The sequence below is a fragment of the Marinobacter sp. NFXS11 genome (assembly GCF_040148675.1).
Taxonomy (GTDB): Bacteria; Pseudomonadota; Gammaproteobacteria; order Pseudomonadales; family Oleiphilaceae; genus Marinobacter.
Window position 1 is genome coordinate 1,092,653 of sequence record NZ_JAGDDV010000002.1, and the last position, 22,758, is coordinate 1,115,410.

21 protein-coding genes are annotated in these 22,758 nt (G+C 59.4%); 18 read left to right on the forward strand and 3 right to left on the reverse strand.

Annotation, left to right across the window (positions count from 1 at the left end; genetic code table 11):
* The first annotated feature begins 61 nt into the window (after positions 1-61).
* The 4 genes from J3362_RS14005 (at position 62) to J3362_RS14020 (ending at position 5,008) form a co-directional block, all read left to right on the forward strand.
* Complete coding sequence (locus J3362_RS14005) at positions 62-1,576, forward strand: sensor domain-containing diguanylate cyclase (protein ID WP_349520466.1); 1,515 nt, start codon at positions 62-64, stop codon at positions 1,574-1,576.
* 82 nt (positions 1,577-1,658) lie between these two features.
* Positions 1,659-2,525, forward strand: coding sequence for an MBL fold metallo-hydrolase (locus tag J3362_RS14010; protein WP_088558417.1), 867 nt, complete (start codon positions 1,659-1,661; stop codon positions 2,523-2,525).
* Positions 2,526-2,533: 8 nt separating this feature from the next.
* Complete coding sequence (locus J3362_RS14015) at positions 2,534-4,267, forward strand: SulP family inorganic anion transporter (RefSeq protein ID WP_349520468.1); 1,734 nt, start codon at positions 2,534-2,536, stop codon at positions 4,265-4,267.
* Positions 4,268-4,348: 81 nt separating this feature from the next.
* Positions 4,349-5,008: an energy-coupling factor ABC transporter permease gene (locus J3362_RS14020; RefSeq protein ID WP_349520470.1), complete on the forward strand. Its 660-nt coding sequence runs from the start codon at positions 4,349-4,351 to the stop codon at positions 5,006-5,008.
* A gap of 11 nt (positions 5,009-5,019) precedes the next feature.
* Here J3362_RS14020 and J3362_RS14025 read toward each other — a convergent pair whose 3' ends face one another.
* The 3 genes from J3362_RS14025 to J3362_RS14035 form a co-directional block, all read right to left on the reverse strand.
* The gene (locus tag J3362_RS14025; protein ID WP_349520471.1) at positions 5,020-7,152 is read right to left on the reverse strand and encodes an EAL domain-containing protein; all 2,133 of its coding nucleotides are present in this window, start codon (positions 7,150-7,152) and stop codon (positions 5,020-5,022) included.
* 168 nt (positions 7,153-7,320) lie between these two features.
* Positions 7,321-7,851 carry a response regulator transcription factor gene (locus J3362_RS14030; protein WP_349520472.1) on the reverse strand — a complete coding sequence of 177 codons (531 nt, stop codon included), beginning with the start codon at positions 7,849-7,851 and terminating at the stop codon, positions 7,321-7,323.
* A 2-nt stretch (positions 7,852-7,853) separates the two neighbouring features.
* Positions 7,854-9,119: a sensor histidine kinase gene (locus J3362_RS14035; protein ID WP_349520961.1), complete on the reverse strand. Its 1,266-nt coding sequence runs from the start codon at positions 9,117-9,119 to the stop codon at positions 7,854-7,856.
* 138 nt (positions 9,120-9,257) lie between these two features.
* Between J3362_RS14035 and J3362_RS14040 the strand changes: the two genes are divergently transcribed.
* From J3362_RS14040 to J3362_RS14105, 14 genes are all read left to right on the forward strand, one after another.
* The gene (locus J3362_RS14040) at positions 9,258-11,267 is read left to right on the forward strand and encodes a TonB-dependent receptor domain-containing protein (RefSeq protein ID WP_349520473.1); all 2,010 of its coding nucleotides are present in this window, start codon (positions 9,258-9,260) and stop codon (positions 11,265-11,267) included.
* A gap of 259 nt (positions 11,268-11,526) precedes the next feature.
* Positions 11,527-12,975, forward strand: coding sequence for a YfcC family protein (locus J3362_RS14045; RefSeq protein ID WP_008177132.1), 1,449 nt, complete (start codon positions 11,527-11,529; stop codon positions 12,973-12,975).
* A 35-nt stretch (positions 12,976-13,010) separates the two neighbouring features.
* Positions 13,011-14,240 (forward strand): arginine deiminase, encoded by a 1,230-nt coding sequence (locus tag J3362_RS14050; protein WP_349520474.1) that lies wholly within the window; start codon positions 13,011-13,013, stop codon positions 14,238-14,240.
* A gap of 18 nt (positions 14,241-14,258) precedes the next feature.
* Positions 14,259-15,260, forward strand: a complete 1,002-nt coding sequence (locus J3362_RS14055) for an ornithine carbamoyltransferase (protein ID WP_092031274.1) — start codon at positions 14,259-14,261, stop codon at positions 15,258-15,260.
* Between the two features lies 1 nt (position 15,261).
* Positions 15,262-16,170 (forward strand): carbamate kinase, encoded by a 909-nt coding sequence (gene arcC / locus J3362_RS14060; protein WP_219122250.1) that lies wholly within the window; start codon positions 15,262-15,264, stop codon positions 16,168-16,170.
* A 12-nt stretch (positions 16,171-16,182) separates the two neighbouring features.
* A complete protein-coding gene (gene atpD / locus J3362_RS14065) occupies positions 16,183-17,574 on the forward strand; it encodes a F0F1 ATP synthase subunit beta (protein ID WP_014579105.1) in 1,392 nt (463 codons plus the stop codon).
* The gene (locus tag J3362_RS14070; protein ID WP_014579106.1) at positions 17,571-17,981 is read left to right on the forward strand and encodes an ATPase; all 411 of its coding nucleotides are present in this window, start codon (positions 17,571-17,573) and stop codon (positions 17,979-17,981) included. The genes atpD and J3362_RS14070 overlap by 4 nt, the downstream gene beginning before the upstream one ends.
* Positions 17,978-18,283 (forward strand): AtpZ/AtpI family protein, encoded by a 306-nt coding sequence (locus J3362_RS14075; protein ID WP_014579107.1) that lies wholly within the window; start codon positions 17,978-17,980, stop codon positions 18,281-18,283. The genes J3362_RS14070 and J3362_RS14075 overlap by 4 nt, the downstream gene beginning before the upstream one ends.
* The gene (locus J3362_RS14080) at positions 18,273-18,566 is read left to right on the forward strand and encodes a hypothetical protein (RefSeq protein WP_041645938.1); all 294 of its coding nucleotides are present in this window, start codon (positions 18,273-18,275) and stop codon (positions 18,564-18,566) included. Before J3362_RS14075 ends, J3362_RS14080 begins: the two co-directional genes overlap by 11 nt.
* Positions 18,566-19,255 (forward strand): F0F1 ATP synthase subunit A, encoded by a 690-nt coding sequence (locus J3362_RS14085; RefSeq protein ID WP_014579109.1) that lies wholly within the window; start codon positions 18,566-18,568, stop codon positions 19,253-19,255. The genes J3362_RS14080 and J3362_RS14085 overlap by 1 nt, the downstream gene beginning before the upstream one ends.
* Positions 19,252-19,539, forward strand: coding sequence for a F0F1 ATP synthase subunit C (locus J3362_RS14090; protein WP_014579110.1), 288 nt, complete (start codon positions 19,252-19,254; stop codon positions 19,537-19,539). Before J3362_RS14085 ends, J3362_RS14090 begins: the two co-directional genes overlap by 4 nt.
* Before the next feature lie 3 nt (positions 19,540-19,542).
* Complete coding sequence (locus tag J3362_RS14095; RefSeq protein ID WP_349520477.1) at positions 19,543-20,310, forward strand: F0F1 ATP synthase subunit B family protein; 768 nt, start codon at positions 19,543-19,545, stop codon at positions 20,308-20,310.
* Positions 20,303-21,838, forward strand: coding sequence for a F0F1 ATP synthase subunit alpha (locus J3362_RS14100; protein WP_349520479.1), 1,536 nt, complete (start codon positions 20,303-20,305; stop codon positions 21,836-21,838). The genes J3362_RS14095 and J3362_RS14100 overlap by 8 nt, the downstream gene beginning before the upstream one ends.
* Positions 21,822-22,724, forward strand: coding sequence for a F0F1 ATP synthase subunit gamma (locus J3362_RS14105; RefSeq protein WP_349520481.1), 903 nt, complete (start codon positions 21,822-21,824; stop codon positions 22,722-22,724). The genes J3362_RS14100 and J3362_RS14105 overlap by 17 nt, the downstream gene beginning before the upstream one ends.
* Positions 22,725-22,758: the final 34 nt, after the last annotated feature.

A 22,758-nucleotide genomic window follows, 5' to 3' on the forward strand; every position in this document is an offset into this window, starting at 1 on the left:
TTGAGGTAGGCTACACTTCTTTCTAGAAGGGATGAAACGGCCGTCAGGGGGCGTGCGGTCCATGGCAACAGGATCCAGTAACGGGCAGCAAAACGAAATGTCTGCCCGGTTCTTTCAGAAGCTGGCCTCAGGGGTACCGGGGGTCCTGTTCATTTATTGGCTTAGTGCCGACAAAGAGTCGCATCGGTACCCTTTTGTCAGTAATCAGGTTCAGACACTGTTTGGTATTGACCCTGCGGTTCTGAATGAAAATGCCGATGCCGTATTTTCATTGATCCATCCCGACGATGCCGATGTGATCGTTGAGAGTATCGCGGAATCCGCGCTTAAGCTGGCCTCCTGGCGTTACCGGGGCCGACTCAGATTGCGAAATGGTGAGTATGAATGGTTCGAGGTGCAGTCCGAACCGGAACGCCAGTCCGATGGCAGTACGATCTGGTACGGCCAGTTTCACAACATCCAGCATTACAAGAACCTCGAACAGAGCCTGCGCGAGAGCGAGGCCGAATTTTCCTTCCAGGCCGGCTTCCAGCGCCTGATTGCCCGCCTTTCCACCGAATTCATCAACCTGGGTTTTGGCACTATTGATCAGTGCATTGATGAGCTTCTGAAATCCATCGGACTGTTTTTTCAGGTCGACCGGGCCTACCTGTACTGCTTTACCGACGACTACTCCGTGATGTCCAATACCCATGAGTGGTGCAGGGACGGCGTCCGTGCCCTGATCGATACCCAGCAGAAGGTATCTATCGAGGATTTCCACTGGTGGCAGGAACAGATCGAGGGGATGATCAGCGGCAGCCGGGTAGTGTTTATTGAAGATGTCGACCGTCTGCCCCGGGAAGCTGCACCCGAGCGGGCTCTGCTTCAGGAACAGGGGGTGTCTTCCATGTTTTGTGTGCCTATCCGGGTGCGCGGGCGGGTCACGGGATTCTTTGGCGTTGACTCCCTGTACCGACGGTCCTGGCGCCTGGATCAGGCCGACCTGTTGATCATAGTCTCGGGCCTCTTGTCGGGGGCCCTGGAGCGCAATCGGCTGGAAGAAGAGCTGCTTAACCAGTCCATTCGCGATCCGCTGACCGGCCTGCACAATCGTCGCTACCTGATGCCAAGGCTGGATGAAATGCTGGGCCGGAGTAACCGTCGGGGAGAACGTTTCGCCCTGGCGATTTTCGACATCGATCACTTCAAGAAGATCAATGACTCCATCGGACACCTCGGGGGCGATTATATCCTCCAGCGCTTTGCTGACATCCTGGTTAGCCAGACCCGCTCCATGGATGTGGTTGCCCGTTTCGGTGGCGAAGAGTTCATTGTCGTTTTCAGCGCCCTGGAACACGGGGACGTGAGGCAGCTTGTGCAGCGAATTCTTGAAGCTGTGCACGAGGAAAGGTTTGTGTTCAATGACGAGGACATTCCGGTGACCGTCAGTGCGGGTGTGGCGGGGATCGAAGAGTTCGTCGACCAGCCGGCCACTCCCGATGCCTTGATCGCCGGGGCGGATGACCGGCTTTATCTGGCCAAGCAGGCGGGGCGGGACTGCCTTGTTGATGTATCAGGAACATTGCGCATATAAAAAAAGATCATTTCACCTCATATTACCAAATAGTATATCCTTAGATTAAAATGAATATTTGGATCTTCCAGAGGTGACTGCCATGAGCAACCCGATCGTTCAGCATTTTTTTGATGAACCCACCAATACCTTCAGTTACGTGGTGCGCGACCCGGACAGCCAGGCCTGTGCCATTCTCGATTCGGTCCTGGATTTTGATTACGCCGCTGGCACCACCGACGTGCGTTCTGCAGACGAGATTATCGAGTACATCCGCAGCAACGATCTGAAGGTCGAGTGGATTCTGGAGACCCACGTACACGCGGATCACCTGTCGGCCGCGCCTTACCTGCATGAGAAGCTGGGCGGCAAGACCGGCATTGGTGCGCACATCCGAGACGTACAGGAAATATTTGGCAAGGCGTTTAACGCCGGCACCGAATTCCAGCGCGACGGCAGCCAGTTTGATCAGTTGTTCAAAGAGGGCGACACATTCGCCATCGGTGGTCTTGAGGGGCGTGTATTGCATACCCCGGGGCACACTCCGGCCTGTCTGACCTACGTGGTCGGCGATGCCGCCTTCGTGGGTGACACTCTGTTTATGCCGGATTTCGGCACCGCCCGCTGTGATTTCCCGGGTGGCGATGCCCGCATCTTGTACCAGTCTATCCAGAAGGTACTGTCTCTGCCCGCGGAAACCCGGATCTTCCTGTGCCACGATTACAAGGCGCCCGGCCGTGATGAATATCAGCATATGACAACGGTGGCAGAGCAGCGGGAAGCGAACATTCATGTCCATGAAGGCGTTTCCGAGGAAGAGTTCGTAAAAATGCGGACCGAACGGGACGCGACCCTGGATATGCCGCGGCTGATTCTGCCTTCGGTCCAGGTCAACATGCGGGCAGGCCATATGCCTCCGGCTGAAGACAATGGTCAGGTTTACCTGAAAGTACCGGTTAACCTGTTCTGAGATTCCCGATGAATCTTAAACGCTATCTGCCCATTCTGGATTGGGCCCCAAAATATGGCCGGGAACAGGCCACCAGTGATCTGGTGGCCGCGATCATCGTTACCGTCATGCTCATCCCCCAGTCGCTGGCCTATGCCTTGCTGGCCGGGTTGCCTGCCCAGGTGGGCTTGTACGCCAGTATCCTGCCCCTGGTTATTTACGCTGTCTTCGGCACCAGCCGAACACTGTCGGTGGGGCCGGTTGCTGTGGCTTCCCTGATGACTGCAGCGGCCCTGGCACCACTTGCGGAGGCCGGTACACCGGAATACGTGGCCGGTGCCGTTTTGCTGGCGGTCATGTCTGGGTTGATGCTGACCCTGATGGGTGTCCTCAGGCTGGGTTTCCTGGCCAATTTTCTCAGCCATCCGGTGATTTCCGGCTTTATCACGGCCTCCGGCATTGTGATTGCCGCCAGTCAGCTGAAGCATATCTTCGGAATCCAGGCCTCGGGTCACAACCTTCTGGAGATTGCTCACTCCCTTTTGGGATCCATCGGTGACACCAACCTGGCAACGTTGGGGGTCGGTGCCGGAGCGCTGATTTTCCTGATGCTTGCCCGTAAACGCCTGAAGCCGCTTCTTATGGCGATGGGGGTGGCCCCGAGAATGGCGGATATTCTCACCAAAACCGCGCCGATTCTGGCGGTTCTGGTCACCACCCTGGTGGCCTGGCATTTCCAGCTTGATGGCCAGGGTGTGCGTCTGGTCGGGGATGTGCCCCGGGGACTGCCCGATTTCACCATGCCCAGCCTGGACATGGGGTTGTGGCAACAGCTCGCGGTCAGCGCTCTGCTGATCAGCGTCGTGGGTTTCGTGGAGTCGGTATCCGTTGGCCAGACGTTGGCGGCCAAACGTCGCCAGCGTATCGACCCGGACCAGGAGCTGATTGGCCTGGGTACTGCCAACCTGGGCGCGGGTTTTTCCGGCGGTATGCCGGTCACCGGTGGTTTCTCCCGTTCCGTGGTCAACTTTGACGCGGGGGCTGAGACCCCGGCGGCAGGTGCCTATGCTGCGGTCGGTATTGCCATGGCAACGCTGTTCCTGACACCGGCCATCGCGTATCTGCCCCAGGCGACCCTCGCAGCGACCATTATTGTGGCGGTGGCCACGTTGATCGATCTGCCCGCCCTTGCCCGCACCTGGCGCTATTCCCGCACTGATTTTGGCGCCATGCTCGCCACTATCGTGCTGACCCTGGTGCACAGTGTCGAGGCCGGCATTATCGCCGGGGTGGCGCTGTCCATCGGCCTGTTCCTGTATCGAACCAGCCGCCCCCACAGCGCGGTGGTTGGGCGCGTACCGGGAACCGAGCACTTCCGCAACGTGCTTCGTCATGACGTGGAGCTGTGCCCGAAGGTAACCTTCCTTAGGGTGGATGAGAGCCTGTACTTTGCCAATGCACGTTTCCTTGAGGAAACGGTTATGGACCTGATGATACGGGAACCAGAGCTTAAGGATCTGGTGCTGATGTGTCCGGCCGTGAATCTGGTGGACGCCTCGGCCCTTGAAAGTCTGGAGGCGATTAACGAGCGTATGAAGGATGCAGGAGTGAGGTTGCATCTGGCGGAAGTGAAAGGCCCCGTCATGGACAAATTGAAAGGCACGGAACTGCTTTCCCACCTGGGTGGCGAGGTTTTTCTCAGCACCTTTGAAGCCTGGCAGCGCCTCACCGACCTTGGCAAGCACGAGAGACAGGTCGCCTGATCTATCCGGGCTCGCTTGCACCGGGGGTGGGGCGAGCCGCTAAGATGTCATACCCGACCCAGTTACTGCGGTACGTTCACTATGGGCATGACTGAAAATCTGCTATCCACCAGCCAGTGGATTATCACGCTGCTGCTTTTTCTGGTAATTCTTGTCCGGGCGGTGCGTTCCATTGACTGGTTGGCATTGCGAAAGGACAACGCGCTTCAGCATTCGTTCTTCGGCGCGGCCGTGGTGCTCGGATTCGTCTGGCAGCTGAGGGCGGGCATTTCTCCCGGCCTGGCTATCCACATTTTCGGTATCACGGTAATAACGCTGATGCTGGGGTGGGCGCTTGCGGTGCTGGCGGGATTGCTGGCGCTGGTGATCACGGTCATCACCGGAAGAGAGCCCCTGATCATGTTTGCGGCCAACGGGCTCATTACGGTGATGGTGCCTGCCATTGTCAGCCACGGCATCATGCTTTGGGAGCGCCGTCGGGATTTCCGGAATTTCTTTGCCTATATCTTCTTCTGCGGGTTCTTCGGCGCCGGCATTTCCGTGGCAGCCGCCGGTGGTGTCATGTGCCTCATGCTATGGACCAGTGGGGTCTATACGTTTGACCAACTGGTGCATGAGTACATCCGTTACCTGCCGTTGTTCATGATTCCCGAGGGGTTCGTAAACGGCACCTTTGTGACCGGTCTTATGGTCTTCCATCCGGACCGGTTGACCACGCTGGACCAGAGACGCTACCGGTAGAGCTCTCCGGCTCAGAGGCCCTTGCCACTGGCGACGACGGTGCTAAGCAGGTCGCCGGCCTTGCTGGAACGGGCTTTAAGCTGCCACTTCCGTGCCCAGCCCAGCACCTCGGTTGCCGGCATGGGACGGGCGATCCCGTAGCCCTGCACGAAATTGCATCCCATCTGCCTCAGTTTCCGGGCGTGTTCCATGGTTTCAACGCCTTCGGCCAGTACCGGGTGGGCGAACCGTTGGGCCAGGAAGATCACGCTCTCCACGATGGCGCGGTCGCCGGCATCCTCAAGCATGTTGCGAACAAAACTCTGGTCGATCTTGATGATGTCCACCGGAAGCGTACGCAGGTAGGTCAGGGATGAGAAACCGGTGCCAAAATCGTCCAGCGCCACCTGAAGACCGAGGCTCTGGCAGCGCGCCAGAACGTTGCTTGCCCGCTGGGTGTCCTCCAGTGCAGTCGATTCAAGAACCTCCAGCGTGATCTGGCCGGGTGCCACCTCCGGGTGACTGTGCAGGTAACTCTCCAGGTAGTCTGCAAATGAGCGGTCCATCAGGTGCGGAGCGCTGATGTTAATGCTGATCGCCAGATTCTCTCCCGCTTCCTTCCAGGCGTTCATCTGGTGAATGGCTTCTTTCAATACCCACTGTCCCAGTGGTACTTCCAGGTGACTGTTCTCGACAATCGGCAGAAATTCGCCCGGTGAAACCAGCCCTTTCTGGGGGTGGTTCCAGCGGATCAGCGCCTCAAAACCGAAAAGCTCGCAATCCGTGACACGGATCTGGGGCTGGAAAAACAGCTCGAATTCCTCGTTTTCCAGGGCCCTGGAGATTTCCATCAACTGATTGCGCCGGTTCCGGCGATGCTCGTCCAGGCCAGGATCGAACAAGTGATACTGGTTGCGGCCTTTTTCCTTGGCGGAGTACATGGCCTGATCGGCATGCCGAATCAGACCTTCGGCGTCCGATCCATCCTCCGGGTAGCGGGTAATGCCGAGGCTTGCCGTGAGTGAAACATTCTGATCGCCCACCGTTACCGGATCGCCGACGGTGGCCAGAATGCGCTGGTAAACCGCTTCGTGGTTGTCATCGCCCTGCAGCAGGAGGACAAATTCGTCGCCACCGATCCGGGCAACGGTGTCGCCGCTGCGCAGCGCACGGGCCAGTCGCTCGGCCAGGGTGCGCAGGGTCTGGTCACCGGCCGATTGCCCCCATTTGTCATTGATACCCTTGAAGCCGTCGAGGTCCAGATAGCACACCGACACGCTGCGATGTTGCCGGTCGGCGTGGCTGCGGGCTGTGCGCAGTCGCTCTTCCAGCAACTGGCGGTTGGGCAGGCCGGTCAGATCGTCGTAGTTGGCCGCCCGGTCGAGTTCGCGCGCATGGTTCTTGAGTGCGGTGATGTCCGAGAAGGCCGCCACATGGTAATACTGCCCGGGTTCTTCCAGATGCACGCGGCTGATGGACAGCAGTTCCACAAACTCTTCACCGTTTTTCCGACGATTCCAGATTTCGCCCCGCCAGTGGTCGGTTTTCTCGATGGTGCGCCACATGGACCGGTAGTATTCCCCGGAATGTCGGCCGGAGCTGAGAATCGCCGGGTTCAGGCCCAGAACCTCCTGCCGGCTATAGCCGGTAATCCGCGAAAACGCGGGATTCACATCCAGGATCCGGTTTGACTGGTCGGTGATCAGGATGGCTTCGTGGCTGCGGTCGAACACGCTGGCCGCGATCCGCAGGCCCCGCTCGCTGTTCTTCCTGTCGGAGATGTTGTTCTGAATGGCGATATAACCGGGGTCAACGCCCTGCTCTGTACCTATCGGAACGCAATAGGTATGCACCCAGTAGGGCTGTCCGGCTTTGGTGTAGTGAAGAATGTCTTCTTCAATGATTTCGGCCCGGTGCAGCTTCTGGTTAATGCGCTTGATGGTTTCGGGGTCGGTGTCCGGCCCGTAAAGCACTTCCTTTGGGAGGCATCCGCGCACCTCCTCAAGCTGATACCCCGTGTGTTCCTCAAAGCTGGGGTTAACCCATTCAATGCGGCCGGCATCATCCAGCATCACCAGAAAATTGGGCGTAACCGCCGCAACCATGGCCAGGCGCTTGGGGTCGATGTCTGAGGGTGGTGTAATCGTCGTGGGGGATCTGGGCATGAGAGTCAGTAACGTGTACTCCGGTGTGTAAATTTACGAACTCTCCTCCCTGTGAGACCTGTCGCAAATGTCAGGGCATGCTACCGGAATAGCCCTGAAAAACCATGGGTAAATGGTCTAGGTGAATTGATAAATGTCAGTTTTGCGCCAAATACCTATGGGTATAGGTCAGCGCCAGCGCGAGTGCTTCTGGAGCTTTCGTTGCAGTGTACGTCGATGCATGTTCAGGGCGCGGGCGGTGGCAGAGACGTTGCCCTCGTTTTCGTTGAGAACTCGCTGGATGTGCTCCCACTCCATTTCCTCGACCGAGGGCGGCTCCGCCCGGAGATCCGGTGGTTCATCAATCGGCTCGAATCCGGCCAGCAGCTGGTTGACCGTTACCGGTTTGCACAGATAGTTCACTGCGCCACGGCGCATGGCTTCGACCGCCGTGGCGATACTGCCGTAACCGGTGAGCACCAGTATTTCCAGATCCGGATGCATGTCCAGAAGCTCTGGCAGAAGCTGCAGGCCGCTTTCGCCTGCCAGGTTCAGATCCAGTACGCACCGGGCAACGTGTGTGTCCGCCAGAGCCGCTTTCGCCTCCTGATGGCTGTGGGCAAGCCGGGAGTCTACACCGTGACGGCTGAGTGAGCGCTGAAGCACCTGCAGGAAGGCATCGTCGTCATCAATAAGCAGCCAGGCCCCCTGTTCGCTCATGCTTATTCTCCCCTTCCGTTGGTTCTGTTTGCTGCGATTGGCAGATCAATAATCATGGTTGTGCCCTCGGAGCTCACCCGGGCTTTCAGGGTGCCCCCGAGGCGCTGGATGGTGGCGTTGGATAAAAACAGTCCGACCCCAAGACCGTTTTCCGAATTGACCACCTGGTCACCGAGAGAGCCTTCAGGGGTTGATTCAAACCCATCGCCATGGTCCTCAACCACCAGCTCCAGCCGGCCGTCTGTGCCCGCCCGGGCAGCAACGGCGACCCAGGACGGGCTGGCGGTTACCGCATTGGCCAGTATGTTCAGTACAGCCTGATCGAGTGTCGCATCCACGGCGACGGGGCAATCCGTTAATGGCTGCCGCCATTCAATAGTGGCGCCTGGCCAGAGCAGGGTGGCCGATTCTCTCAGTCGTGTGACCCACTGCCGGATGGTCAGGGTTTCCAGTTGTGCTGTCTTGGCCTGGGTGGCCGCCCTGGATAGTTGCTGAAGATGCCCGCTGCATAAACCGAGTTGTTGCTCCATCAACGACAGGTCGTCAGAAAGGGGGCCGCGCTCGGGAACTGTGGATTTCATTTCCTCCACCAGCAGGGTCAAAGTGTTCAATGGTGTGCCCAGCCGATGCGCAACGGCGGCCGCGGAGAGTCCCAGGGCGATGATTTGCTCATCCCGTAACCGGGTTTCCCGTATTTGTGCGAGTTGGGCCTGTTGTTGGCGTAGACGGCGGGCCAGCGCTCCCACAACCATAAGCAGAATCGCGGCGGTCGTCGCAAAAGTAACCCACATACCGACAAGATGCAGTTGGGCCAGGTTGGCACCGTGATGCTCATGGGTAAGCGGCGTATGCCAGATCACCAGGGAGGTATAGATCGCCACCCCGGCAACGGTGACGGCAATACTCTGGCCCAGCGGCACCAGCACAATGGCAACGGCAATAGGCAGCAGCAACAGGGAAACCAGGGGATTGGTATAGCCGCCGGTCAGGTAAAGCCAGGCTCCGATCATGAGCAGATCGATCATCAGCACCAGACTGACTACCTGTGTCGAACGCGGCGGGCGCCGGGTAAACCAGAGCCAGGCCAGGGTTGCCATAGCGCCATACGCCAGGGGCAGAATGACGGCCTCTGCGCGATGAGCAAGGGGCACCATGGTTTCCGCCACGGCGATCGAAATCAGCTGTAGCGCAACAATAGCCAGACGCATGCCCAGCAGATAGCGGGCAGTCTGTTGAAATCCGGTCTGTGAGTGGGTCAGCCATTCCATAGCGGGCATTCTAGCGTTTTTTTCCATCGGTATACGCGGTAATACCTCCGAGGGGATGCGGCATTTGGTCTCAGGCGCTGGCGCCGGCTGATGTTTATGATTGGCGCCAACTATCAGAGCTGGTCAGGATGAGGTTGTATGGCGACGGTAATTGGAACGCGTTTCATCGGATTGTGTGCTGCGGGATTGGTTTCCTTGCCCGCCGGAGTGTTGGCCCAGGAGAGTTCTCCCGACTTGCCGGTCATTCATGTTACTGAGGGGCAGAGCATAGAAGAGGCCTCGAGTACGTTGGCTTCAGAGCCCGTTGAACGTTTGTCCTCTGATCCGTCAGTATCGCTCTCCCGAATGGGAGGTCGCGGCCTGGAACCGGTGATTCGTGGTCAAAGCCAGGAGCGGGTGGATGTGCTTCTGGACGGTATTCGCGTTGAAGGGGCCTGCCCGAATCGCATGGATCCCCCAACCAGTCGCCTGAGTTCGGCACTGGCGCCCTTGCTCGAGGTGCGCACCAGTAACCAGACCCTTCGCTGGGGCCCGATCACCGGTGGCCAGATTATTGCCACCACAGCAGCGCCTTCCTTCGATGATTCCGCCACCACAGGTCATTTGACGGTGGGCGGCGCTGACAACGGCAATGGCAAGCTGGTCAATGGCAGTACCGCAGTGGGGAGTGACAGTGCCTGGCTTCGGCTCGCAGGCGGTTACGACGAGGCGGACGATTACGAGGACGGCGATGGCAACGAAGTGCGCAGCGCCTACAAGAACTCGGAGGCCCGCCTCGATGCCGCGTGGAAGGCGGATAACGGGTTCTATATCAAAGGCCTGGTAAGCCGTCAGGAGGAGCGGGACGTGAAATACGCCGGCTCCGGCATGGATGCGCCGAAAACCGATACCGACATCATGCGACTGGAGCTGGGCTCGCCCGTGGCCAACGGCAACTGGAACCTGCTGGCCTGGCAGGCCGATGTTGATCACATCATGGATAATTTCAGTCTCCGTGAGTCCATGATGAAAATGCTGACCGATTCCGAGACCGAAACCCGGGGCCTCCGTCTGACCCTGGATCAGAGTCCGGATGCCAGAACAGACTGGGCCATTGGTGCGGATGTCGAGACCAATAACTGGCACGCCGAACGGTTTGGCGGCGCGAATCTGGATATGCTGACGTCGGTACTCTGGCCCGACGTGGATCGAGACCGTTTCGGCCTCTTCGCTGAGCGCTTCTACCGGGTAACCCCGGCGTTAAAACTGGGTGGTGGCGTGCGCTACGATCGCGTGGAAATGTCCGCTGGAGCCGCCGACAAGGTGTTTGGTAGTGGCATGATGGCCATGTCTGCCGCCGATGCCTACGAGGCGATCTACGGCACCACCAATACCGATGCGACCGATGACAACTTCAGTGGCTTTGTGAGCAGCGATTGGCGGTTTTCTCCCATCCAGTCGCTGGTGGTTACGGCAAGTCATAGCGTCCGCAGCCCGGGCGTGACTGAACGCTACATTGCCAGCTGGAACAACATGGATCCGGCAAGACGCTGGGTAGGCAACCCTTCGCTCGATCCTGAGACGCATCGCAAGGTGGAAGTGGCGATGCCCGGCCAGAGCAACGGCTGGCACTGGCGCCCGGCCGTGTGGGTGAATCAGGTGGATGACTTCGTCCTGCGCACTCGCAATGTGGATCAGGTCAGCGTCTACCGCAATATCGATGCGCGGCTCATGGGTGTTGAGGCTCAGCTTGGGTGGAGCAACGGCACCTGGAGCACCAACAGCAGTCTGGCCTCGGTACGAGGTGAAAACCGTGACGAAAACAAACCCCTGCCGCAGATTCCGCCGGTGCAGTTTATTCAGACCCTTGGCTGGCAGCACATGGGCCATGGCATTGAACTGGAGTGGGTGCTGGCCCGCCGACAGGACCGGGTGGATCTGGAATCCGGCCAGGATCCCGGCACCTCGCCAGGCTATGGCGTGCTGAACCTGTCCGGGAGCCACCCGCTCGCCGACTATCTGAGCATCAGCTGGGCAGTGGATAACCTGTTCGACAATACCTGGGCGCCCCACGTTAGCAGGGCCAATATTGATCCATTCAACCCCGAAGCCGTAAGAGTTAATGAGCCTGGCAGGACCCTGCGTGCCGCACTGACAGCCAGGTGGTAAGACCTTGCATGGCGGTTACCCGCTTCTCATAGCCGGCGGGTGACATTCTTGCCCCGAGTGGAAACAACTCCTCCACCCGGGGCCTTTTTATGGTTGATTAAAAATTGCGCTATCTCAATTCAGGAAGCGGCGGGCTGCACTATGCTGGCCTCATGCAGATCTGAACCAGTGGCCATCAGCCGCTGAGGCTGTGTTTGGCTTCTTGAAGTTCCCGGAAGGAACCTGTCTGCACAATGCGATTCACGAAAGGAGACGCATCGTGACTGAAGACGAAAAATTGCCAGAAAACCCTGAAACCGACCTTGCTTCCCGATTCCCCACCGCCTACACCATTCTTTTCGGCCTGATTATTCTGGTGGCCGCGCTGACCTGGCTTATTCCGGCCGGGCAGTACGAGCGCGCCATGAATGAAGAGGTTGGTCGGGAAGTGGCAGTTCCAGGCACCTACCAGACCGTTGATCCGAATCCCCAGGGGTTCGTTGATGTCCTGATGGCACCCACAGCCGGGTTTTACGACCCCGACAGTTACGTTGCCAATGCCATCGATGTCGCCATGTTTATACTGTTCCTGGGTGGTTTCCTCGGTGTGATGAATGCGACCGGAGCTATTGATACCGGCATTCGCAGCGCGATGCGGCATCTGAAAGGCCATGAGATCTGGATGATTCCGATACTGATGGTGCTCTTCGCCATCGGTGGCACCACCTACGGGATGGCCGAGGAGACCCTGGCTTTTTACGCCATTCTGATTCCCGTGATACTTGCGGCCGGCTACGACGCCGTTACAGGCGTTGCCATCATCCTGATCGGAGCGGGGATCGGCGTGTTGGGTTCAACCATCAATCCGTTCGCCACGGTGATTGCAGCCAATGCTGCTGGAATACCGTTCACCGACGGCATCGTTCTGCGTTTTATTCTGCTGATCGGCGGCCTGTTGATCTGTATCGGCTACGTTATGCGATATGCCCATCGCGTAAAAACCGACCCCTCGCGCTCGGTGGTGGCAAAGCAATGGGCAGCGCACAAGAAACTGTTTCTGCAGGGGGGTGATCAGGAGATTCACAGCGCCACCCTGACAACCACCCAGATTATTGCACTGGTTATCTTTGCCCTGACCTTTGCCGTGATGATCTGGGGTGTGTCATCCCAGGGCTGGTGGATGGCTCGGATGGGATCCCTGTTCTTTGGTGCAGCCATTGTGATCGGCATCATTGCACGATTGGGCGAGAAGAAACTGACCGGCAGTTTTGTCGATGGTGCCCGGGATCTCCTCGGTGTTGCGCTGGTGGTCGGCCTGGCCCGCGGCATTGTGGTGATCATGGAACAAGGCATGATCGCCGATACCATCCTGCACAGCGCCGAAACCTCGCTGGGTGGCCTGCCGGAACTGGCCTTTATCAACCTGATGTTCTGGATCGAGGTGGGCATGAGTTTCTTCGTGCCGTCGTCCTCTGGCCTGGCCGTCCTGTCCATGCCGATCCTCGCGCCGCTGGCGGATTTTGCCAACGTCGGGCGGGATCTGGTGGTAACTGCCTACCAGTCTGCCAACGGCCTGGTGAACCTGATCAATCCCACCTTTGCGGTAGTGGTTGGCGGGCTTGCCATCGGGCGTGTGTCCTACGATCGCTGGCTCGCCTTTATCTGGCCCTTGCTGCTTATTCTGACTGTGTTTATCACCGTGGTCATCAGCGTCGGCACACTCTTGTAAACCCGCCTTAAGCATTCGGCAAAAGGAGTTTTGTCATGTCTGAACTGACACTTGGAGTGCACTCTGAAACTGGGACCCTGCGCCAGGTCATCATCTGCCGGCCGGGGCTGGCGCACCGGCGGTTGACGCCTGCCAACTGCGATGCCCTGTTGTTCGATGATGTGTTCTGGGTCAAGCAGGCCCAGAAAGATCATGATGTGTTTGCCAGCGTGATGCGTGGTCGGGGCGTGGAGGTGCTGGATGTCAACGAGTTGCTGGCGGAAACGCTGGCCATCCCCGAGGGCCGGGCCTGGATTCTCGACCATCGGATCAACTGGAACCACATCGGCGTGGGCATGGTGTCGGACCTGCGCGCCTGGATGGATGAACTGCCCGAAAAGGCGCTCGCCGAATTCCTGATCGGTGGTCTGGAGGTAGGGGATCTGCCATTCGATCCCGTTGGACTGTTCGGCAATCATCTAGGACGTTTCGGATTCGTGTTGCCGCCACTGCCCAACTTCCTGTTCACCCGGGACAACAGCGCCTGGGTGTATGGCGGGGTGACCCTGAACCCGATGTATTGGGTTGCCCGCAAGCCTGAGACCCTGCTGATGGCCGCTATCTATCGATTCCACCCGAAATTCGCCGGCAAGGTGAACGTGCACTGGGGCGATCCTCTGGAAGATCATGGACTGGCAACCCTGGAGGGTGGGGACATCATGCCGCTGGGGAACAGAACGGTGCTGGTAGGCATGGGCGAGCGATCCTCTCCCCAGGCCATCGGGCAACTGTCAAAAGCACTCTTTGATGGCGGTATGGTGGATCGGGTAATCGCCTGTCAGCTGCCCAAAACCCGGTCGGCCATGCACCTGGATACCGTGTTTACCTTCTGTGGTGGCAACGTGGTCACTGCCTTCAAGGAAGTGGCCGATGCCGTGATCTGCTACGACCTGCGCCCCGGTGAGGGAGCAAAAACACTGGCCTTCAGTCAGGATTCCCGACATCTGTTCGAGGTGGTCGCGGAAATCCTCGGCTACCCGGCCCTGGAAGTTGTAGCAACGGGTGGCGATACCCCGGAAGAACGTGAGCGGGAGCAGTGGAACGACGGCAACAATGTGCTGGCGCTGAGCCCGGGTGTTGTTGTCGGTTACGACCGCAACGACGATACCAACGCGGCGCTTTCGGCGGCGGGCATCGAAGTTCTGGCAATACCCGGCGCCGAGCTGGGCCGTGGCCGGGGCGGCGGTCGGTGCATGAGTTGTCCAACCATCCGGGACGCTATCTGACAGCCAGGGAGAAACGCTATGGCATTCAATCTCAAGAACCGACACTTCCTTACCCTGCGGGATTTTAGCCCCAGGGAAATCGCTTTTTTGCTGAAGCTGTCTGCGGATCTGAAGACGGCCAAGTACGCGGGCACCGAAGTGCCCAAGCTCGAAGGCAAGGACATCGCCCTGATCTTCGAGAAGAATTCCACGCGGACCCGGGTCGGGTTTGAAGTTGCTGCCTTCGACCAGGGGGCGCGGGTAACCTACCTGGGGCCGACCGGAACCCACATTGGCCATAAGGAATCGGTGAAGGACACCGCCCGGGTTCTTGGCCGGGTTTACGATGCTATTGAGTATCGGGGGTTCGGACAATCGGTTGTGGAAGAGCTGGCACAGTACGCCGGCGTACCGGTCTACAACGGGCTCACCAATGAATTTCACCCCACCCAGATACTGGCGGATTTCCTGACCATGCAGGAGCATGTGGAAAAGCCGTTGCGGGATGTGGCCTACGTGTTCATCGGCGATGCCGCTAACAACATGGGCGACAGCCTGCTAATTGGTGGCGCCAAGATGGGCATGGACGTGCGTTTGTGCGCACCAAAAGCCTGCTGGCCTGGCCAGGCCGTTCAGGACGAGGCCCAGGCGCTGGCGGCTGAAACCGGAGCTCGCATCACCATCACGGAGGATGTTGACGCCGCCGTTGCGGGAGTCGATTTCGTGTATACCGATGTCTGGGTCTCGATGGGCGAGCCAAAGGAAAAATGGGCCGAACGGATCAAACTGCTGATGCCTTACCAGGTGAATGCGGCCCTGATGGCCAAGACCGGCAATCCGCGGGCGCGTTTCATGCACTGTCTGCCGGCCTTTCACAACACCGAAACCGTGGTGGGCAAGGAGATTCAGGAGACCTATGGCATTGACGCCATGGAGGTGACTGAAGAGGTTTTCGAAAGCCCCGCTTCGATTGTTTTCGATCAGGCCGAGAACCGCATGCACACCATCAAGGCCGTCCTCGTGGCGACCCTGGGAGGCTGACATGCTGGTTGTGGCAGCGTTGGGGGGGAATGCCCTTCTGAAACGCGGGGAGCCGCTGACTGCAGAGGTCCAGCGCAACAATGTGCAGATTGCGGCCCGATCGCTGGCCGCGGTTGTCCGGGCCGGCCACAACCTGGTGGTTACCCATGGCAACGGGCCCCAGGTGGGGCTGCTGGCTTTACAGGGCGCCTCCTACAAACCGGATGAGGCTTACCCGCTGGATGTCCTGGGAGCGGAAACCGAGGGCATGATCGGCTACATGATCGAACAGGAGCTGGAGAACGCCCTGGGACATGACCGGCCTGTCGCAACCTTGCTGACCCAGGTCGTGGTGGATCCCAGAGACCCGGCTTTTGAAAAGCCGACCAAGTTTGTGGGCCCGGTCTATGACCGTGAAGAAGCAGAGCGCCGGGCAGCCGCTGCGGGCTGGAGCATTGCGCCGGACGGCGACAAATGGCGCCGGGTGGTGCCTTCTCCTAAGCCCCTGGAAATACCGGACATGCGCGTACTGAAGTTGCTGCTCGACCAGGGCGTAGTTGTGGTGTGTGCCGGGGGTGGCGGAATACCGGTGCTGCGCAGGGACGACGGCAGCATGGTCGGCATTGAGGCGGTCATCGACAAGGATGCCGCCAGTGCCTTGTTGGCCAGGCAACTGGGTGCGGACGCGTTGCTCCTGCTAACGGATGTTGAGGCGGTCTACCGGGATTTCGGGACCGACCGGTCGACAGCGCTTTCGGAATTGACAGTGTCAGAGGCAAGGGCCCTGGAGATGCCTGCCGGCTCCATGGGTCCGAAACTGCAGGCCGCCTGCGATTTTGCCCAGGCTGGCGGGATCAGCGGCATCGGGCGCCTCCAGGATGCCGTGGCTATACTTGAGGGATCGGCGGGCACTCGAGTGTCGGCCAAATAAAAGGCATTTGTCATGAGCCACAACGAGTCTCTGGATACCTTGCAGGATGCCGGTAAAGGTACCGTGGTGGCCATCCGTGGTGGTGTGGTGAGCGTCAGGTTTCCGGAGCCGGTACCCCAGATACGCGAGCTTCTCTATGCCGGCAAGATTGCGCTTGAGGTGGCCGCGCTTGAAGACCGGGGTGTGGTCCGCTGCATGGCACTGGCGCCGGTAAAGGGGCTCGGCCTGGGGATGCCGGTTCGGGCAACCGGCTCACCGATCACGGTGCCGGTGGGTGATGCCATTCTCGGAAGGATGCTGAATGTGTTTGGTGCGCCGGTCGACAACCAGCCTGTGCCGGCTACCAGCGAGCGCCGCGCGATTCATCAGCTCCCACCCCTGCTGGAAGATCGCGTGGTTCGTAGCCAGATCCTCGAAACCGGCATCAAGGCCATTGATCTGTTATCGCCTATAGAGCGTGGCGGCAAAACCGGTCTGTTCGGGGGTGCCGGTGTCGGCAAGACGGTGCTGATTACCGAACTGATCAACAACACCGTTCAGCAGCACAAGGGCGTCAGCCTGTTTTGCGGCATTGGTGAGCGTTCCAGGGAAGCGGAGGAGCTTTATCGGGAAATGGGTGAGGCTGGCGTGCTCGAGAACACCGTCATGCTGTTCGGCCAGATGAACGAGGTTCCAGGGGTCCGGTTCCTGATCGGCAAGACCGCTCTGACCATGGCGGAATATTTCCGCGATGAACAGCATCGGGATGTGCTTTTGCTGATCGACAATATTTTCCGCTTTGTCCAGGCGGGCTCGGAAGTTTCCGGGCTGCTCGGGCGTATGCCTTCCAGGGTTGGCTATCAGCCCACCCTGGCGACCGAGTTGGCCGAGCTGGAGGAACGAATCACCTCCACCCACAGTGCCGCGATTACCTCGGTTCAGGCGGTGTATGTGCCAGCGGACGACTTCACGGACCCTGCCGCCGCCCATATCTTCTCGCACTTGTCCGGCTCTGTGGTGCTGTCCCGCAAACGGGCCAGTGAGGGGCTTTACCCGGCGATTGATCCCCTGGCGTCTTCATCGGTCATGCTCACACCGTCGGTGGTCGGCCAACGGCATTACGACATTGCGCGGGCGGTGCGAAGAACCCTGGCCGAGTACGAAGAGTTGCGGGACATCATTGCCATGCTGGGCATCGAGGAACTCTCGGCGGCTGACCGAACCACCGTAGCCCGTGCCCGACGGCTGGAGCGCTTCCTGACCCAGCCGTTTTTTACCACCGCTGCGTTTACCGGTGCCGAAGGCAAGCGGGTGACCATTGCCGAGACCCTCGATGGTTGTGAAGCGATTCTGGAGCAGACCGAATTCGATCGGGATGAGAGTGAGTACTACATGATTGGCGCTTTGCCAGAGGTGGTCGCATGACGCTGGCTGAAGCAATGGACGTCACTATCCGGCTGCCGACCCGAATGCTCTTTGAGGGCAGGGCCCGCAAGCTGTTCGCGGTGGCCGAAAATGGGGCCTTCGGAATGCTGCCCAATCACATCGATTTTGTCACCTCGTTGGTGCCGTCGGTGCTGATTCTGACCCTGGAGGACGGCCATGAGCAAATCTTCGGTATCGACGAGGGCATTCTTGTGAAACAGGGGCACAAGGTGGATGTTGCGATCCGGCGCGGCGCTCCGGGCACGGATCTGGCGACCCTGCAGGAGAGTGTCCGCAAGAACTTCATTGAGGTGGATGAAGACGAACGGGTGGCCCGGTCAGCTCTGTCCAGGCTGGAGGCTGGCATGGTCAGGCGGTTCGCAGACCTGCAGCGGCCCATGCCATGACTCAGAAGCGCAGAACGCCGGAAGATGAGATCGGGCGCCGGGCCCGGCGCCTGAAGAAAGCCCGGGAAAACCCCGGGGCAAGCCCGCTGCGCGGTCTGGGTGCCTTCGGGATGATCGGCTGGTCGATCGCTGTCCCGACTGTTGGCGGCGCGTTTCTCGGGCTTTGGCTGGATCGCACCATGCCCCAGGATTTCCCATGGGTGCTTGCGCTGATTCTGGGTGGCGTCACTCTGGGCGGTTTCATCGCCTGGGCGTGGATCGGAAGAGAAAGCAGGGAAGAGGAGGATGGTCATGATGATTGATTGGCAGGGTGTGCTTTGGGGCTTCGGGGCCGGCCTCGTCGTGAGTTTTGTTTATTTTGCGGGCCTCGCAGCGAGTGTGCGTTTTGCCCTGGGCGCATCACGGCCAGTGGCGGTGCTTTTGCCCAGTGCCGCAGTCCGAATTGCACTGCTGTTGAGCGTCGGGTGGCTGGTTACAGCGGGGGCGACCGAGGTCTGGGCGTTCGTGGGCTACGGTGCCGCGTTTTTCGTGGTGCGTTACCTGGCCACTCTTCTTGCGCGAACACCGCATCCGGAGAAAGTCTGATGGAACTGACGCCCGATGAAGCAACGCTCTTCACAATCTGGGGCCTGGATATCAGCGAGACAATCGGCTTCACCTGGATCGTTATGATCCTGCTGACCGTCACGTCCATTCTGATTACCCGAAATCTGCGCCCGGATGTGCCTCCGAACCGCTGGCGCACGACCCTGGAAGTCATTGTGACGGCCATCCAGAGCCAGATCGAGGACATCTCCCCGCGGGCCTCTCGACATGTGCTCTACTTCTCCGGAACCCTGTTTTTGTTCATCGCCTTTTCAAACCTTCTGCTCGTTGTGCCGGGCTTCACACCACCGACGGCCTCGCTGTCGACCACCGCAGCGCTGGCGCTGTCGGTGCTGATTGCGGTGCCACTGTTCGGCATTACCCGGCAAGGCATTGGCGGTTATCTGAAGACCTATATAGAACCCTCCGTGGTGATGCTGCCGTTTAATATCATCAGCGAATTCTCGCGCGGCATATCCCTGGCCATCCGGCTATACGGCAACGTTATGAGCGGTGCGGTGATCGCCGGCATCCTGTTGGGTGTGGCGCCGTTCTTTTTCCCTGTGGTGATGGACATGCTCGGACTGCTCACGGGCCTGATCCAGGCCTATATATTCGCCATCCTGGCGACGGTTTATATCTCATCGGCGACAGCGACAAAGCCTTTGAAGAAGGAGAAAGATAAATGACAGATCTCGCACTCATTGCCATGGTGTCCATCCTGACCGCCGGGCTGACTGTGTCCTTTGGTGCTCTGGGCCCGGCGCTTGGGGAGGGGCGGGCGGCCGCAGCGGCGCTTTCTGCCATAGCGCAGCAGCCGGATTCCGCCTCTACCCTGTCGCGGACCCTGTTCGTGAGCCTGGCCATGATCGAGTCCACGGCCATCTACTGTTTTGTCGTGGCGATGATTGTCCTGTTTGCCAATCCGTTCTGGGATCAGGCACTGCAGGCTGCCCAGTCGGCGGCAGGTTGAATCATGGCCATTGACTGGATCACGGTGCTTGCCCAGATCGGTAATTTCCTGGTGCTGGTATGGCTGCTCAAACGTTTTCTGTACAAGCCCATCCTGAACGGTATCGATGCCCGTGAGACCGAAATCGCGACTCGGATGGGTGAAGCCGAGGTCGCGCGAAAAAAAGCGGCCGCAGCAGAGGCTGCCTTTGTCCAACAGAAACAGGCATTGTTGGTCGACAACTCCGAGCAGGCCGAGCGGATTCGCGAGCAGGCAGAAAAGGAGAAAGATGCCCTGCTTGCAGCCACACGGGAGAGCCTTGAACGGGAAAAGCAGGAGTGGCAGGCCCATCTGGAGGCCGAGCGGGACCGGTTTGTCAGTGAGCTGCACTGTGCCAGCGCCGAAACGCTCTATCAGCTTGTGCGTCGGGCCCTGCACGATCTGGCGGATGAAGACCTGGAAGAACGGATTGGCCTGCATGTCATCAGCAAGCTGAAGCCCCTGGCCCACGAACTGGTCTCCGCAGGTGCCAACGCGGAACAGGCTGTCGCGACCACTCACAAATCGCTCCCGAACAGCACTCAGGAAACCATTCGGGACGCATTGGCTGGCATGGCCCCGGGCCTTGATCTGAAGTTTTCGGTGGATCCGCGTCAGGCTCCGGGGATGATCCTGCGGATCGGCAGTGTGCAGATGGCCTGGACAGTCGACAGTTACACCGACGAGCTGACGGGGATGCTCTCTGAGCGATTGGCGTCGGGTGGCACGGGCTGGGTGCAGAACCATGGCTGAGAGACCCGCGTTGAGCCCGGCCGAAGACTTTCTGGATGCCTTGCTGGACGTTCCGGCCCCATCCCCGTCACTGACCGAAGTAGGAACCGTGGCCGAAGTTGGTGATGGTATTGCGGTCGTCGCTGGCCTGGCCCGGGCCCTGGCGGACGAGCTGCTGGTATTCGCTTCAGGTGTGCGCGGCGTGGTGCTGGATCTGGAACCGGACCGGCTGGGCGTGATTCTGCTGGGACCGTCCGATCGGATAACGGCTGGGGAGGATGTCTGGCGAACCCATAAGGTATTCAGTGTGCCGGTCGGCAATGGCCTGCTTGGCCGCATTCTCGATGCCACCGGGGGCCCGCGGGACGGCAACGGGAGCGTCGCCTCGTCCGCTGAGCGGCCGGTGGAGGCCAGCGCACCGGGTATACTCAGCCGGGCGCCGGTCAACCGGCCCCTGGCCACCGGCATCAAGGTCATCGATGGCGCGGTCCCTATCGGATTGGGGCAGCGGGAGCTCATCATTGGGGACCGCCAGACAGGGAAAACGTCCATTGCGATCGATACGATTCTTAACCAGGCCCGCTCCGATGTCGTGAGTATTTATTGCGCCATCGGCCAGCGCGGAGACGCGGTTGCCCGTGTTATCGAAACCCTGCGCAAAAGTGGCCAGCTCGCAAACACCGTCGTGGTTGCAGCCGGTGATGAGGATGCCCCAGGGTTAGCCTACGTTGCGCCCTATGCCGCGATGACTATGGCCGAATACTTTGCGGACCAGGGGCGTGACGTGCTGGTGGTTTTCGACGACCTGACTCACCACGCCCGCTCCTATCGCGAGCTCTCCCTGTTGCTGCGACGCCCGCCTGGGAGGGAGGCTTTTCCCGGGGATATATTCTACGTACATGCCCGGCTGCTCGAGCGGGCCGGACAGTTCACACCAGAAGCCGGGGGTGGTTCCATTACCGCCTTGCCCGTTGTCGAAACCCAGGCGGAGAATCTCTCCGCCTACATTCCGACGAATCTCATTTCGATTACCGACGGACAGATCTACCTGTCCCCCAGGCTGGTGCGAAAAAACCAGTTCCCTGCGGTGGATATCGGGCTTTCCGTGTCCAGGGTCGGAGGCAAGGCCCAGCATCGGGCGTTCCGGGAGGTGGCAGGAAATCTACGTGTCACCCTGTCCCAGTTCGAGGAGCTGGAGGATTTTGCCCGATTCGGAACCCGGCTGGACGACAACACCAGGGCCCGTCTGACCCGCGGGGCAGCGGTCCGGACCGCATTGCGGCAGCCCGAGCGGGATCCCATGCCGGCTGTCGAGCAGCTTCTGGTATTGATGGCTGCCCTGGAAGGGCTGCTCGATGGTCTTTCAGAAAACGAAGTTGCCGAGACCATGATCAGGATGCGCAACAATGTGGGTGACTCCCTGAAAGATGTAGACGAGAGTATTCGACAGAATCGTTCGCTGGAGGAAGCGGAAAAGCAAAGCCTGTTGCGGGTGGCCAGGACAGCCCTGGCACTGTCAGGAGAGGATCGTCATGGCCCAGACGCTTGAAACCCTGTCCAGGCGGACGGACACCCTTGGCAGCATTCGCAGCATTGTTCATACCATGAAAACCATGTCTGCGATCAATGCATTGCCCTATGAGCATGCCGCCCGATCCATTGAGTCCTATCACCAGACCGTGCTGGACGGTCTGCGGGCATTTGTTGCCAAAACCGGGCCTGTGTCGGTGCCGGACGTCGCTCAGGCCGAACGGCTGTTGGTGGTGTTCGGTTCCGATCACGGTTTGTGCGGCAACTACAACGAAATACTCGCAGAAAGCGCAAGGTCGGAGTCATTGAAGGCCGGTAGCCCGGCCCGTGTTCTTTGCGTGGGTGCGCGTATGGGCGATGCGCTCGGCGATCAGGGCATCCGCCCGGAGTTTACCTTCTTGCCGCCGGCATCGGCCGATGGCATCGGACGCCTGGCCAGCGACATAGTGACGCGACTGGACGAAATTGGGGGCGGCGATGTGCATAACAGGATCGCCGTGACCCTGGTGTTCACCCGACGAGCCGACAAAGGACAACGTGAACCGGAAATAAGCCAGTTGCTGCCGCTGGAGCCCACGTTGTTGTCTGATTCCGGGGCGTCTGGCTGGCACTCCCGCTCCCTTGCCGATTACACGATGCCGCCAGCCCCATTGTTCGCGGCGCTGCTGCGTAACCACATATTTGCCAGCGTTTTCCGGGCGTCGGCCGAAGCGATGGTTACGGAGAACGCGGCCCGCCTGGCCCTGATGCAACAGGCGGAGCAGGCGGTTGATGACCGGCTTGAAGAGGTGGGCGGTCAGTTCCGATTGGTACGGCAGGACGAAATAACCAACGAACTGATGGACATTATTGTTGGCTTTGAGGCCCTCAAGAAGCCATCCGTTGAGCATTCCAGCAGTTCGTAGAATGCTCCCGGCTCCCATCTTTGATAACCTTTAG